The organism is Corallococcus sp. AB030 (assembly GCF_003668965.1).
Taxonomy (GTDB): domain Bacteria; phylum Myxococcota; class Myxococcia; order Myxococcales; family Myxococcaceae; genus Corallococcus; species Corallococcus exiguus.
Genome location: NZ_RAWQ01000022.1, coordinates 22,611 through 36,379 on the forward strand (window position 1 = coordinate 22,611; position 13,769 = coordinate 36,379).

General features: G+C 69.4%; 11 protein-coding genes. 9 read left to right on the plus strand and 2 right to left on the minus strand.

What is annotated here, in order from left to right:
* Nucleotides 1-97: 97 nt before the first annotated feature.
* Nucleotides 98-2,131, minus strand: coding sequence for an amylo-alpha-1,6-glucosidase (locus D7Y15_RS08230; protein WP_121752214.1), 2,034 nt, complete (start codon nucleotides 2,129-2,131; stop codon nucleotides 98-100).
* 261 nt (nucleotides 2,132-2,392) lie between these two features.
* Between D7Y15_RS08230 and D7Y15_RS08235 the strand changes: the two genes are divergently transcribed.
* The gene (locus tag D7Y15_RS08235; protein WP_121752215.1) at nucleotides 2,393-3,949 is read left to right on the plus strand and encodes a phosphatidylserine/phosphatidylglycerophosphate/cardiolipin synthase family protein; all 1,557 of its coding nucleotides are present in this window, start codon (nucleotides 2,393-2,395) and stop codon (nucleotides 3,947-3,949) included.
* Between the two features lie 138 nt (nucleotides 3,950-4,087).
* Here D7Y15_RS08235 and D7Y15_RS08240 read toward each other — a convergent pair whose 3' ends face one another.
* A complete protein-coding gene (locus D7Y15_RS08240) occupies nucleotides 4,088-4,279 on the minus strand; it encodes a hypothetical protein (protein WP_120578558.1) in 192 nt (63 codons plus the stop codon).
* Between the two features lie 407 nt (nucleotides 4,280-4,686).
* Between D7Y15_RS08240 and D7Y15_RS08245 the strand changes: the two genes are divergently transcribed.
* The 8 genes from D7Y15_RS08245 to D7Y15_RS08280 all read left to right on the plus strand — a co-directional run bounded on the left by D7Y15_RS08245 (nucleotide 4,687) and on the right by D7Y15_RS08280 (nucleotide 13,704).
* Nucleotides 4,687-5,256, plus strand: coding sequence for a polysaccharide biosynthesis/export family protein (locus D7Y15_RS08245; RefSeq protein ID WP_120578285.1), 570 nt, complete (start codon nucleotides 4,687-4,689; stop codon nucleotides 5,254-5,256).
* A gap of 50 nt (nucleotides 5,257-5,306) precedes the next feature.
* Nucleotides 5,307-6,491 carry a hypothetical protein gene (locus tag D7Y15_RS08250; protein ID WP_120578284.1) on the plus strand — a complete coding sequence of 395 codons (1,185 nt, stop codon included), beginning with the start codon at nucleotides 5,307-5,309 and terminating at the stop codon, nucleotides 6,489-6,491.
* A 37-nt stretch (nucleotides 6,492-6,528) separates the two neighbouring features.
* The gene (locus tag D7Y15_RS08255) at nucleotides 6,529-7,938 is read left to right on the plus strand and encodes a Wzz/FepE/Etk N-terminal domain-containing protein (RefSeq protein ID WP_121752229.1); all 1,410 of its coding nucleotides are present in this window, start codon (nucleotides 6,529-6,531) and stop codon (nucleotides 7,936-7,938) included.
* A 36-nt stretch (nucleotides 7,939-7,974) separates the two neighbouring features.
* Nucleotides 7,975-8,712: a CpsD/CapB family tyrosine-protein kinase gene (locus tag D7Y15_RS08260; RefSeq protein ID WP_120564433.1), complete on the plus strand. Its 738-nt coding sequence runs from the start codon at nucleotides 7,975-7,977 to the stop codon at nucleotides 8,710-8,712.
* Between the two features lie 110 nt (nucleotides 8,713-8,822).
* Nucleotides 8,823-10,190 carry a polyisoprenyl-phosphate hexose-1-phosphate transferase ExoE gene (gene exoE / locus D7Y15_RS08265; RefSeq protein WP_120578283.1) on the plus strand — a complete coding sequence of 456 codons (1,368 nt, stop codon included), beginning with the start codon at nucleotides 8,823-8,825 and terminating at the stop codon, nucleotides 10,188-10,190.
* A 110-nt stretch (nucleotides 10,191-10,300) separates the two neighbouring features.
* Complete coding sequence (yvcK, locus tag D7Y15_RS08270; RefSeq protein WP_121752216.1) at nucleotides 10,301-11,383, plus strand: gluconeogenesis factor YvcK family protein; 1,083 nt, start codon at nucleotides 10,301-10,303, stop codon at nucleotides 11,381-11,383.
* A 36-nt stretch (nucleotides 11,384-11,419) separates the two neighbouring features.
* The gene (locus D7Y15_RS08275; RefSeq protein WP_121752230.1) at nucleotides 11,420-12,538 is read left to right on the plus strand and encodes a GNAT family N-acetyltransferase; all 1,119 of its coding nucleotides are present in this window, start codon (nucleotides 11,420-11,422) and stop codon (nucleotides 12,536-12,538) included.
* On the plus strand, nucleotides 12,526-13,704 hold the full coding sequence (locus D7Y15_RS08280; RefSeq protein ID WP_167548721.1) for a DegT/DnrJ/EryC1/StrS family aminotransferase: 1,179 nt from the start codon (nucleotides 12,526-12,528) through the stop codon (nucleotides 13,702-13,704). Before D7Y15_RS08275 ends, D7Y15_RS08280 begins: the two co-directional genes overlap by 13 nt.
* Nucleotides 13,705-13,769 lie beyond the last annotated feature (65 nt).

The following is a 13,769-nucleotide window of genomic DNA, read 5'->3' on the forward strand; positions in this document are numbered from 1 at the left end:
TGAAATGCCTCCTGCTCCTGCTCCCCTGGCTTTCGAGCGATGTCGCGACGCCCGGGGCGCAGCGGAGCAGGAGGCCGTCTTCGCCCCGAGAGACTGATCACCCCACGTTGGTCTTGCTGAACACCCGCAGCGCCTCCGCGACACTCCAGGCCTGGGCGAAGCAGCCTCTCGGTCGGTAGGGCTCCGTCGCGTCGAAGATTTCGGAGATCTGCCCAATCCCCGCGTGAGACAGGTGGTCCTCCATTCCAGACAGCAGGGCCCTCGCGGCCTTGATATCCGGGGACACCTTCAACGTTGCGTCCACATAATGGCCAATCAGCCAGCCCCACACCGTGCCCTGGTGATAGGCCGCGTCGCGGGCCCGCAGGTCTCCGTCGTACTTCGGTTTGTAGTCCCTGCTCCCCGGCGCCAGGCTGCGCAGGCCCACCGGCGTCACCAGCTCGCGGCGCACCGCCTCCAGCACCTTCGCCCACTTGTCCCGCTTGAGCACCGGATGCTTGAGCGAGATGGCGAAGACCTGGTTCGGCCGCACGCTCGCGTCCTCGCGGCCATCCTCTCCGTCCACCACGTCGTAGAGGCACCCGGCCGCTTCATTCCAGAAGCGCTGGTTGAAGCTGCCCTGTGCCTTCTCCGCCGCGGCCCGGTATGGCCCGGATTCCAACCCCAGCCGCTCCGCCCAGCCCGCCATCAGGCGCAGGGCGTTGAACCACAGCGCGTTGAGCTCCACCGCCTTGCCCCGGCGTGGCGTCACCACCCAGCCCTCCACCTTCGCGTCCATCCAGGTGAGCTGGTAGCCCTCCTGTCCCTGTCGCAGGAGCCCGTCCGCGGGGTCCACGCCGATGTGGAAGCGCGTGCCCTTCTGGTGGTGCGCCACGATGTCCTGCAGCGTCGGGAACAGGTCTCGCAACAGCGCCTCGTCTCCCGTCTCCTCCAGGTAGCGGTCCACCGCGTGGAAGAACCAGAGCGTCGCGTCCGCCGTGTGGTAGACGCCCTCGTTCTCTCCGTCCGGGAAGTAGTTCGGAATCAGGCCGTCCCGCACGTAGTGCTCGAACGTGCGCAGGATGGCCGCCGCCTCGCGGTAGCGCCCCGTCGCCAACGTCAGCCCGTCCAGGCTGATCATCGTGTCCCGGCCCCAGTCCGTGAACCATGGGTAGCCCGCGATGACGCTCCTTGCGTCCAATCCCATCGACCGCGCCCACGCGGCGTCCGCGGGCCTTGGCGGATCGATGATGAACTGGTCCGCCGCCAACACCAGCCGCGCCGGCACTCCCGTGCGCCCATGCTCCGGGGCGCGCTCCAGCAGGCGCTCCTGCCTCCCCAGCTCCCGTTCGAATACCTCCTTGGGATTCCGCTCCAGCAGGTGTCCCGGCGCCTGCGTCGTGAGCCCGAAGTAGAGCGTGCCCCCGGGCTTCAGCGTCGCCGTGAAGTAGCCCGGCGAGTGCTGCACCTCCGTGAAGTCATAGCCGCGCGCCTTCTCCGTCCGCAGGTGCTGGGGCCTGGAGGTCTCCGCCAGGCTCACGTACGGCGTGGGCCCGTCCGCATACAGCCGCATCCGCTGGATCGGACCGTCCTCTCCGTTGCGCAGCTCCACCAGCGGGCCTCGCAGCGTGACGATGGGCTCCCCCACGGCCTTCAGCAGTGGCCCGTCATGCGGGCGCATGACCGGGAACGGCCGCAGGTGCAGCGTCACCTCCGGACCGGACAGGTGCTCCCACGCGAGGAACACCGTGTCCTCGCCGTGCACCATCACGCAGCGGCGCCTCAGCCGCGCACGCCCCACCGCGTACTCCCAGACGGGAACCAGTCCCTCCAGGTGGAAGTGCCGCAGGTGCCTCGCGCCGTCCTCCACCGTGGTGCCGTCATCGTGCTCCTCGGACGTGAGCCGGTAGCGCTCCCCGTCCACCAGCGCCGTCTCCTCCATCCGCGCCATCAGCACCGTGCGGCCCAGCTTCTCCAACGTGGGGATGAACAGGCCGTGGTAGCGGCGCGTGTTGCAGCCCACCACCGTGCCGGAGGCGTAGCCCCCTCGGCCGTTGGTCAGGAGCCACTCGTGGTTCACGCCGTTGCTGAAGTCGGCGCCTTCCGGGAAGTCGAACGACAGGCGGGGCAGGGCAGGGGCTGGTTCGTTCACGCCTTCGTCTCCTCCTCGCCCGTCCCCCTGGGCGGAGACGCGCGGGAAAGGGTAGGAAGTGAGGTTGCTCATGCACCCCCGCGCCACACAGCGCATCCCCCGGTCCCCGGACTCGAGGGGAGGACAGCCGGGCAGACAGGCCCTCGACGCCGCCGCGAGCGCGCTGGAATCCCTTCACGCGCAGCCCTTGCGACCGTCCCAAGGGAACCGCACCTCACCCAGAGCCTTCGGGCGCACCCCGATTTCCCGAGGAGACACTGCGTGGCCATCGTGAAGTCATCGGGCATCAGCGGCCGGCAGCACAACCTCGCCGAACAGGTCTTCTCTCGCGCCGCGGGCGCACCGCTCGTGCCGGGGAACGACGTGCACCTGCTGCGCGACGCTCGCGAGAACTATCCGGCATGGCTCCGAGCCATCCAGCAGGCCCAGCGCTCCATCCTCTTCGAGAACTACATCATCGAAGACGACGACGTGGGCCGCGCCTTCGCGGACGCGCTGGCCGCCCGTGCTCGCGACGGCGTGCAGGTCCGCGTCCTCTATGACTGGCTGGGCTGCCAGGGCACCGCGTCCCGCCACTACTGGCGCACCCTGCGCGACGCGGGCGTGGAGGTGCGCTGCTTCAATCCCTTCCAGTTCGACCGGCCCCTGGCGTGGCTGGGCCGCAACCACCGCAAGACCCTCACCGTGGACGGCGAGGTGGGCTTCGTCTCCGGCCTGTGTGTGAGCCACAAGTGGGTGGGCGACGAGCAGAAGGGCGTGGCCCCCTGGCGCGACACCGGCCTGGAGATTCGCGGCCCCGCCGTGGCGGACCTGGTGCGCGCCTTCGCCCAGGGGTGGAGCACCGTGGGCCCTCCTCTGGATGAAGAGGGCTGCCTGTCCGCTCGCGCCTCCCTGACCATGGGGGACGTGTCCCTTCGCGTGGTGGCCGGCGTGCCCTGGAGCGCGGGCCTCTTCCGCGTGGACCAGCTCATCGCTTCGCTCGCGCGCAAGCGGCTGTGGCTCACCGACGCTTACTTCGTGGGCACCGCCACCTATGTGCAGGCGCTCCGGGCCGCGTCGCGCGACGGAGTGGATGTGCGGCTGCTCGTGCCCGGCAGTAGCGACATCCCCGCGCTGCGCCCGCTCACCCAGGCCGGCTACCGCCCCCTGTTGGAGGCCGGCATCCGCGTCTATGAATGGAATGGCACCATGCTCCACGCCAAGACGGCGGTGGCGGATGGCACCTGGGCGCGCGTCGGTTCGTCCAACCTCAACCCCGCCAGCTGGCTGGGCAACTCCGAGATCGACGTCGCCGTGGAGGACGCTCCCTTCGCCCGGTGCATGGAGGACATGTACCTCCAGGACCTGGAGCACGCGACGGAGGTGGTGCTCAGTGGAAGGGCGCGTCGCATGACCGCCGCGCCTCCTCTTCCTCGCGGGCAGCGGGGGACTCGCGGCCGGCGGGGCAGCATGAGCCGCGCGGCCGCGGGCGCGGTGCGCCTGGGCAACACCGTGGGCGCCGCCGTCACCAATCACCGCGAGCTGGGCCGCACCGAATCCAAGGTCGTCTTCGGCGCGGGCGTGGTGCCGCTGGCACTGGCCGGCGTGGCGCTCTACTGGCCCCACGTCGTGGCCGTGCCCGCGGCGGTCGTGGGCGCGTGGGCTGGCATCGCCCTGTGGAGCCGGGCCATGCGCCTGCGCCGTCAGGAAGCGCAGGGCACTGAACAGCAGCCGCTGCCGGAGCAGGAGGTGCCGCCTCGAGCCTCCGTCCAGGAGCCGCGCGCGCTGCCGGACGCGCAGGCCTCCCACGCTCCGGAAGCCGAGCCTCGTCAGCCTTGAAGTGAAGGGGAGGCCAGGGCCCGGATACGACACGGGCCCACGGGCCGGCAGCGGGGGAAGCCTGGCTCCCCACTTCGCTGATCCGGCCCGAAGGCCCTGTGCTTCCTACAGCGTTTCAGTCAGCGCTGACTTGAGGCGCTACGCCTGCTTCGCGACGCCCGCGGGCTCCGCCGCCCTGCCGCTCAAGAGCGAGCTGCCGCCGTACAGGGCCAGGCCGACCATGCCCAGCACTCCCGCTTCGACGCCGTTGCCCAGCGAGGCCCCCATCAGGCCCACGATGCTGGTTCCGAGCATGAACACCACCCCCACCGCCCCTGCCACCTTGCCCATCCGCTGTCCCCCTCTGGACTGAATTGGACCCCTGAACCACTACCGCTGTCCGACGCCCAATCCCTTATCAAGTCCCGTGCCAGGGCCCTGGCTTGGGGGGCCCGGGGGGAGCCCGAAAGGGCGTGGAAGGTACGGGGCTCGCGTTGGGCAATCCTCTTCCACCCTGTGGAAGCGAACGGCAGAAAGCACAGGGGCGAACACCGGGGTAGGACCGGAATTTTTCCCGGATGCGCCCATGTGCGCCTGATGTGGCACGCCGTAACCCACTGCATTCCAAGGGTTTTCCCTCCCCCCAGCCGCTGGCACACGCGCTGCTAAGAGCCTCCGCCAGAAGCGAACCACCCGGCCCTTCAGGGCGTGTGAACGGTGGATCGCACGGAACATCAGTGAACGAAGGAGAGCGGAAGATGGGAATGCGGCGCACGGGGTTCTGGACGGTGATGGGGATGCTCCTCCTGTCGGGTTGTGCTCACCAGCAGACGCTGAAGGTCGACAACGCGGAGCAGCCCTACCGCATCGGCCGCGAGGACGTGCTCGACGTGAGCGTGTGGCGCGATCAGGAGCTGTCGCGCACGGTGCCGGTGCGTCCCGACGGCTTCATCTCCATCCCGATGGTGGGGGAGATCCAGGCCGCGGGCAAGACGCCCACGGAGCTGGCGGAGGCGCTCAGTTCGGGCCTGCAGCCGTACGTGCAGGAGCCGCGCGTGACGGTCATCGTCCGCGAGGTCAACAGCAGCCGCGTCTTCGTCACGGGCGAAGTGGCCCACCCGGGCGCCTACCCGCTGCGCGGCCGCGTTTCCCTGCTGCAGGCCATCGCGCTGGCCGGCGGCTTCACGGACTTCGCCAACTCCGACGGCATCGTGGTCATCCGCACGGACGGCAAGGGCGGGCAGATCCCGGTGCGCTACAGCGACCTGGTCTCCCCCGACGGCGAGAGCGTCATCCTGCGGCCGGGTGACACCGTCGTCGTCCCGTGAATCAGGACGGACGCGAAGCCATCAAAGACAGACACCGGGAAGCAGCGAACATGGGCGTGGGCGTGGGTCAGGACGGGAGGGCGGCGGTGAGGGGCAACTGGAAGCGGGCAGTGATTGCAGGCTGTCTCATCGCCGCGCCGGCCGCGCAGGCGGCCACCATCCTGGAGCCTCGGCTCCGCCTCACGGCGGAGGAGCGCTTCGACAACGACATCCGTCTGGGCGGGACTGGCACCAACGGGCAGTTCATGACGAAGCTGTCCCCTCGGCTGGGCCTGGACGTGAAGAACGAGCAGCTGACGCTCGAGTCCTTCTACGCCACGGACCTCCTGGCCCGGCACGGCTCCGGGACGACGACGGTGGACCACCGCGCGGGCGTGGGCTTCCGGGACGTGTTGTCCCGGCGGCTGCGGCTGGACGCCAGCGCGCGGGTGTTCCGCGTCACCGACCCCACGTCGCTGCCGCGTGACGGCCTGGCGCGCTCCACGGCGCCCACCTTCTATGCACAGACGAAGGTGGGGCTCACGGGGCGCGTGTCGGAGCGGCTGGACGTGCGCGGCAACTACATGTTCGAGGCGACGCGCATCATCGAGCCGGGACGGGTGGCGGGTTATGCGCACACCCCGTCCGTGGAGCTGTGGTACCGCACCACGCGCCGGCTGTCCTTGGGCGCCGAGTACCGTTACCAGGGCTTCCTGTACGACCAGGACTACAGCCAGGCGCACGGCGCTTCCGCGGCCCTGCGCTACCGGCTGACGCGGCCCACCACGCTCACCCTCCGGGGCGGGCCGGTGCGCTACCTGCCTTCGGACGCGACGCGCGGCGGGTGGATGCCCCGCGTGGCGGTGGAGCTGGTGCGCGAGGGCGAGCGCACTGACTTCGGCTTCGCCGTGGGCCACGACCTGGTGGGCGCGAGCGGTTTTTCCGGCGCGGTGTGGGCGGATTACGCGTCGGTGATGGGGGCGCATCGTTTCACGCAGAAGCTGTCGGCCTTCGGGGCGGCCAGCTTCTTCCGGAACGGCACGGCGCCCGGTGAGAACTACACGCAGTGGCGAAACACCACGAACGTGTCGCAGGGCTATGCGGTGGGTGGAGGCGTCGAGTACCGGCTGAGCCGGAAGCTGGCGCTGCAGGGCGCGTTCGACCGCATCGCGCAGGTGGGTGCGGCGGATGTCGCTGGGGCGGGGGACCTGACACGCAACGTGTTCGCCCTCCGTCTGGTCATGACAGCTTGGTAGGCAACCTTTGAGAGCTACGAGGATGGAGGAGCGGATCATGGAGCGTGGGATGACGGCGGACCAGTTGCTTTCGGCGCTGTGGCGCCGCAAGGCCCTGGTGGGGGCGATCGCTGCAGCAATCTTCGTGTTGGGTGCGGCCATCGTGATGACCCGGCCGAGCATTTATGAAGCGTCCGTGGTGGTGCGTGTGGAGCCGCAGCGCCCTGGCGAGGAGATGGTCCAGCGCACGGTGAGCGAGCTCATCGAGCAGCGGCTCGTCACCGTCCGCCAGGAGTTGCTGGCGCGGCCGGTGCTGCAGAAGGCCATCGAGGAGATGAACCTCTACCCGGAGCTCGTGTCCGATAAGGGCATCGAGGCGGCGGTGGAGCAGATGCGCAAGGACCTCACCGTGCGCGTCGAGGGTGAGACGGCCTTCGAGCTCACCTACGCGGGCCGAGACCCGCAGGTGGTGGCGCAGGTGGCCAACCGCCTGCCGGCCATCTTCTCCGAGGAGACGCTGAAGATCCGCCAGACGCAGGCGGCCCGCGCCACCGACCTCTTCACCGAGGAGATGGTCGCCATGGGCAAGGCCGTGTCCTCCTGGGAGACGAAGATCTCCAAGTTCAAGGTGGACCACCTGGGCGAGCTGCCCGAGCAGATGGAGATGAACATGCGCGGCCTGGAGCGCATTGGCGCCCAGCTGCAGATGAAGTCCGAGGAGCTGCGCACCGCCGAAGCGCGCCGCTCCGACCTGGCCCGCGCTCGCAACGCCGCGGACAGCGAGGCCGGCCGCCTGGAGGCCACGGAGAGCGGGCTGTCCCGCACCCTCACGCAGGCCAAGACGCAGTGGACGCCGGATCACCCGGAAGTGAAGCGGATGGAGCGTGAGCTGGGTGACATCAGCGCCCAGCGCAAGGACGCCGAAGGCCGCATGTTCGCCGAGCGCAACGAGCGCACCCGCGTGTCCACGCTCATCAGCAACGTGCAGAAGGACATCGTGGACCTCCAGAAGCAGGCCGAGGCGTACCAGGCGCGGCTGAACAACACCCCGCGCTGGGCCCAGGAGCTGGCGGTCATGAACCGGGACTACGAAATCGCCCGCACCAAGTACCAGAGCGTGGTGAGCCGCAAGGTGGAGGCGGAGATCGCCCAGGAGCTGGAGGCCAAGAGCGCCAAGAGCCTGTTCAATGTCATCTCGCCCGCCGGTGTGCCTTCCTCGCCTGCTCGCCCTGACCGCATGACGGGCCTGCTCATCGCCGCCCTGGTGGCCCTGTCTCTGGGTGTCCTGACTGGCACCGTCCTGGAGATGCGCGACGACAGCCTGCGCGATGGCACCGAGGTCCGCGAGCGCATCACGCTCCCTGTCCTGGCGGTGGTCCCGAACATGCAAGGCAAGACGGAGAAGCGGATCTTGATGCCGATGGCTGGGAGCAAGAACAGCGTCTCCTCGCCTACTTCCCTGAACTAATTGCCGACCCCCTACGGAAAGGATTGGAGAACTCAGATGGATTCGACGATGGAGCGGGCCGGTAACTTCCTCCCCCGCGTGGATGAGAGCGCGGCTTCCTCGAACGCAGTGGACCGCCGGGTGGTGACGCTCACGGCCCCTGCTTCCGCGGCCGCCGAGCAGTACCGCACCCTGTATTACCGCCTGGAGCGGATGCGCGAGCAGCGTCCGATGAAGGTGGTGGCGCTCACCTCCGCGATGCCCGGCGAGGGCAAGACGGTGACGAGCGTGAACCTGGCCCTGGCCGCGGCCCGGGCGAACCCGGAGCGCCGCATCCTGCTGGTGGACGCGGACCTGCGCCGGGGGCAGGTGGCCCCCACGCTGGGCATGCGCAACAAGGTGGGCCTGGCGGAGCTGCTGGCCGGTGAGTGCGACGTGCGCGACGTGGTGCGCCGCTTCAACTCCACGCGGCTGGCGGTCATCCCCGCCGGCTCCACGCCGGAGGAGAGCACCCAGGTGCTGGCCAGCGCCCGCATGAAGCAGTTCCTCAAGGCGGTGCGTGAGGGCTTCGACGAGGTGTACGTGGACCTGCCGCCCACGCTGCCGTTCGCGGACGCGGCCATCCTGGGCCACCAGATGGACGGCGTGCTGATGGTCATCCGCGCCAACGTCACCCCCTCCAAGGTGGTGAACCAGGCGGTGGAGCAGCTGGCGGGCGCGGCGCTGGTGGGCTGCGTGCTCAACGGGGCGGAAGTGAACGCGACCCCGTACCTGAAGAACTACGTGAAGAAGTAGCAGTCGGTTGTCGAGTTGAAGTGATTCGTGGCCCGACCCGCTCCTCGCACCGATGAGGTGCGATGGGCGGAGGGCCTGGAGCGGCGGCGGGTTGGGGTTGGAGGAGTCACGTGCTTCGCGTTTTCCACCACTATTTTTCAGCCAAGAAACTGACGTTCTTCCTCGCCGAGTCCTCGGCGATCGCGCTGGCCTGTGTCGCGGGTGCCGCGGCCTGCGCGGCCCTCTTCGCGCCCCTGGGTTCCCAGCCGCCGTTCGCCACGCTGTGGCCGACGCTGGTGGGACTGGGCCTGGCCTTCGTCGTCACCTTCCAGTTCACGCTGTACCTGTTGGACCTGTATGACCTGCGCATCGCGGCCGAGGACCGGACGCGCGGCTACCGCTTCCTCAAGGCCGCGGGCGTCACCGCGATGGTGGCGGGTGGCGTGATGCTGCTCCTGCCGCTGGCCCTGCCGGTGGTGCTGCCTCCGGGCACGCTGCTGGGTGGCGCGATGGGCGCCCTGGCCGGCACCCTGGTGGTGCGCGTCTCCATCCGGGCGCTGGTGGGTGAACCCGACGCGGTGCTCGTCGTCGGTGATGGCCTCAAGGCCCGCGCGGTGGCGAGCGCCATCGAAGACGGCGGCGAGGGTTCCTTCCGCGTGGTGGCCCTGGTGGACCCGCGCAAGGTGGAGGAGCCGCTGGACGCGATGGCGGCTCGGCTCAACGCCTCCTACGTGGTGCAGGCCGCGGATGACATGCGCGGCGCCAACTGGGTGGACTCGCTGCTGCGCTGCCGGCTGGACGGGCGGCGGGTGTACGACGCGGCGGGCTTCTGCGAGCGCGTGCTGCGCCGCATCCCGGTGCAGTTCCTGCGAGCGAGCGACTTCGCCTTCGCGGATGAGATGACGGTGTCGCCCCTGCGCCGGGCCTTCAAGCGCGTGTTCGACGTGGCGGTGGCGTCGCTGCTCCTCCTGATGGCTTCGCCCTTCCTGATCCTGGTGGCGCTGGCCATCAAGCTGGACTCCAGGGGCCCCGTCTTCTACCGGCAGGACCGCGTAGGCCTGGGTGGCCACGCGTATCCGCTCTGGAAGTTCCGCAGCATGCGCACCGACGCGGAGAAGAACGGCGCGGTGTGGGCGCGCTCCAACGACGACCGCGTCACGCGGGTGGGCAAGTTCATCCGCAAGACGCGCATCGACGAGATTCCGCAGGTGTTCAACGTGCTGCTGGGCCACATGAGCTTCGTGGGCCCTCGTCCGGAGCGCCCGGTGTTCACCGAGCAGCTCAAGCAGCAGATTCCGTTCTACGGCGTGCGCGAGGCGGTGAAGCCGGGCATCACGGGTTGGGCGCAGATCCGCTACCCCTACGGCGCTTCGGTGGAGGACGCGCGCAACAAGCTGGAGTTCGACCTGTACTACGTGAAGAACGGGTCGCTGTTCCTCGATGTCGGCATCATCTTCCACACCGTCCGGCACGTGCTGTTGGGGCGGGGTGCTCGGTAGCTCGGTTCAGTAGTAGGCGTTGATGACCGTCCGCGGCCTCCGGTTGTCGGGGGAGGCCGGGATGCCAAGGGTGGAGAGCCATGGATTGGGATGGGCGAGGGGGTCGGAACATGGTGGGCATGGACGTGGACGCACCGTTCTCAGAGCAGTGGAACCAGGACGACGCGCGCAGCAAGCAGCAGGCCGTGGAGCGCAACGAGCTGCTGCAGGCGCCAAAGAACCGTCCCACGCGCATCGTCGCGATGGGCGGCGGTACGGGCCTGCCCATGGTGCTCAAGGGGCTGGCCCGGCGCGCGGCCCCCAAGGGCGGCCAGCCAGGCGTGGACATCACCGCGGTCGTGGCGATGAGCGACGACGGCGGCAGCTCCGGCCGCCTGCGCCGCCAGCACGGCGTGCTGCCCCCGGGTGACATCCGCAACTGCCTGGTGGCGCTCGCGGGGGGCAAGAGTGCGCTGAAGGACGTGTTCCAGTACCGCTTCGGCGGCGCGAAGGGCCTCGCGGGCCACGCGGTGGGCAACCTGCTCATCGCCGCGCTCGCGGAGCTGAAGGGCGACTTCCTGGAGGCGGTGCGGCTGTCCGGGGAGCTGTTGGGCGCGCAGGGACAGGTGCTGCCGAGCACGCTCGCGTCGGTGCAACTCGTCGCCCAGATGCATGACGACACGGAGGTCGTGGGCGAGCGCAACATCTGCCGCGCCCAGGGCCGCGTGCGCCGCGTGTCGCTCAGCCCCCGTTCTCCGCCGCCGGTGGACGGCCTGCTGGAGGCCATCTACTCGGCGGACCTCATCGCCATCGGGCCGGGGTCGCTGTACTCGAGCGTGCTGCCCAACCTGCTGGTGGATGGCGTGGCCCAGGCGCTGAAGGAGACGCGCGCGCTGAAGGTCATGGTGGCCAACCTGATGACCCAGCCGGGTGAGACGGACGGCATGAACTGCCTGGACCACGTGCAGGCCGTCATCGACCACGTGGGGCCGGTGCTGGACGCGGTGCTCGTCAACGGCCGGGCGCCCAATGAGGATGCCATCCAGCGCTATGCGCGCAAGGGCTCCTTCATGGTCACGGCGGAGACGCGGGAGCTCTTGTCCTCCGGCGTGATTCCGGTGCAGGCGGACCTCCTCAAGGAAGGTTCCAAGATCCGACACGACAGCCGCAAGGTCGCTGCCTGCCTGCTGAAGATGGCGCGCAGCGGGTTGTAGGCCGCATTGGCCATCACCACCTTGGGGCCCGCGAACATGGAAGCCATTCAACTATCGACTGCCTCCCAGGTCGTGGAAGTCAACGACCGGGCGGACTTCATGTCCCTGGAAGCCGAGTGGAACCAGCTGGTGGAGACGACCTCCCACGAGCTGTTCTACCGGCATGAGTTCCTGCGGCTGTGGCTGGACAACTTCGCCGCCGGGGCACGCATGCGCGTGCTGCTGATGCGCGGCGAGGATGGAACGCTCACCGCCGCGCTGCCGCTGGTGGAGGAGCGCACGTCGATGTACGGCGTTCCTGTCCGCCAGCTCACCTCCGCGGCCAACGCGCACTCCTGCCGCTTCGACATGCTGGCGCGGGAGCCGGATGCCGCGGCCCAGGCCTTCCTCGCGCACCTGCGCGCGACGGGCGGCTGGGACGTGCTGCGGCTGACGGACGTGCCGGACGGCGGCGTGGGCTTCCGCCTGATGGAGGCCGCGAAGCAGGCCCGCTTGCCGGTGGGCGAGTGGGAGTCGCTGCAGTCGCCCTATGTGCCGCTGCCCGCGAAGAAGGACGCGTACTTCGCGAAGCTGCCGTCCAAGTTCAAGGCCAACTGCCGCCGCCGGCGCCGCAAGCTGGAGGAGAAGGGGAAGGTCACCTTCGAGCGCATCTCCGGCGGGCTGGACCTGGAGGGCACGCTGGAGGAAGGGCTGCTGCTGGAGCAGAGCGGCTGGAAGGGCGCGAATGGCACGGCCATGGCGCAGGACGCGAAGACGCGCGGCTTCTACACGGAGCTGGCGCGGGACTCGGCCTACCGCAAGCGGCTGGCGCTGTACTTCCTGCGCGTGGACGGGCGCGCGGTGGCGTTCCAGTACGGCCTGGAGTTCGGCGGGCGCTACTTCCTGCTGAAGCCCGGCTACGACGAGTCCCTGAAGGAATGCAGCCCGGGGCAGCTCCTGATGGAGGAGGTGCTGGCGGACTGCCTGGACCGGGGGCTCACCGAGTTCGATTTCCTGGGTCCGGACATGGTGTGGAAGCGCGACTGGACGGATCAGGTCCGCCGGCACACCTGGCTCTACGTGTTCAACGACACCGCCTTCGGCCGGGCCCTGTGCGCGGCGAAGTTCCGGTGGGTACCGGCGGCGAAAGAGGTGGTGGCGCGATGGAAGAAGTGAAGACGACCGACAAGATGTTCGTGCCGTCCCTGCCCACGCTGTGGCCGGGCATGCTGATGGCCCCGCCGCGTCCGGGGGCGCTGCCGCCGTTCTCGTCTCCCAACGCGCGGTACTTCTACTTCGCGCGCAACGCCGTCTGGCTGACCATCAAGATGCTGCGCCTGGACGGCGGCGAGGTGCTGATGCCCGCCTACCACCACGGCGTGGAGGTGGAGGCGGTGGTGGACGCGGGCGCCATTCCGCGCTTCTACCGCGTGGGCAGCCGCTGGGATGTGGACGTGGCGGACGTGGCGAAGCGGATTACGCCGAAGACGCGCGCGCTCTACCTCATCCACTACGCGGGCTTCCCGGGGCCGGTGGACGCCATGCGCAAGCTGGCGGACGAGCACGGCATCCCGTTGATTGAGGACTGCGCGCTGTCGCTCCTGTCGTCGGACGGCGCGACGCCGCTGGGCACCACGGGCGACGTGGGCATCTTCTGCCTCTACAAGACCCTTCCGGTACCCAATGGAGGTGCGCTGGTCGTCAACGGCAAGCGCTCGTACAGCCTGCCGGAGCCGCCGTCGCCGCCGCTGGCGTCCACCTTCAGCCACACCGTGTCCGCGCTGCTGCAGAACATGGAGCTGCGCGGCGGGGCAGTGGGCCGGGGACTGCGCGGCCTGGTTCGCTCGGTGGGGCACGGCACGGTGAAGGCCGCGAGCATCGAGCGGGTGGCCACGGGCACGCAGCACTTCGACCGGCGGCACGTGGACCTGGGCATGAGCCCGCTGACGAAGCGGATTGCCCTGGCGCAGGACCTGGAGTCCATCGTCGAGGCGCGCCGCCGCAACTACTTCCTGCTGCTGGGCCGGCTGCGCGACGTGTCGCCGCCGCTCTTCAATCAGCTGCCTCCGGGCGTCAGCCCGCTGTTCTACCCAATGGTGGTGCAGGACAAGGAGCTGCTGCTGGCGAAGCTGCGTGAGAAGGGCATCGACGCCATCGACTTCTGGAAGCGCTTCCATCCCGCGTGCGACCCGTCCGAGTTCCCGGAGGTCGCGCAGCTGCGGCGCACGATCCTGGAGATTCCGTGCCACCAGGACCTGTCGCCGGAAGTCATGGGGCAGGTGGCGGACGTGGTCCGGGAGGCGCTGAAGTCCGAGCGCCGGCCGAGCAAGCGCGCGTCGTGAGGGAACAGGAGCTGGCTCCCGGGTTGCAATCGCCCCCGGGGGCCGGGGCATTGCTTCGGGAAAGG

Coding starts and splice junctions, on each gene's coding strand:
- D7Y15_RS08240 (WP_120578558.1), bottom strand. CDS start 4,279: ATGGGCAAGGTGGCAGGGGCGGTGGGGGTGGTGTTCATGCTCGGAACC.
- D7Y15_RS08245 (WP_120578285.1), top strand. CDS start 4,687: ATGGGAATGCGGCGCACGGGGTTCTGGACGGTGATGGGGATGCTCCTC.
- D7Y15_RS08260 (WP_120564433.1), top strand. CDS start 7,975: ATGGATTCGACGATGGAGCGGGCCGGTAACTTCCTCCCCCGCGTGGAT.
- D7Y15_RS08280 (WP_167548721.1), top strand. CDS start 12,526: ATGGAAGAAGTGAAGACGACCGACAAGATGTTCGTGCCGTCCCTGCCC.
- D7Y15_RS08250 (WP_120578284.1), top strand. CDS start 5,307: ATGGGCGTGGGCGTGGGTCAGGACGGGAGGGCGGCGGTGAGGGGCAAC.
- D7Y15_RS08275 (WP_121752230.1), top strand. CDS start 11,420: ATGGAAGCCATTCAACTATCGACTGCCTCCCAGGTCGTGGAAGTCAAC.
- D7Y15_RS08255 (WP_121752229.1), top strand. CDS start 6,529: ATGGAGCGTGGGATGACGGCGGACCAGTTGCTTTCGGCGCTGTGGCGC.
- yvcK (WP_121752216.1), top strand. CDS start 10,301: ATGGTGGGCATGGACGTGGACGCACCGTTCTCAGAGCAGTGGAACCAG.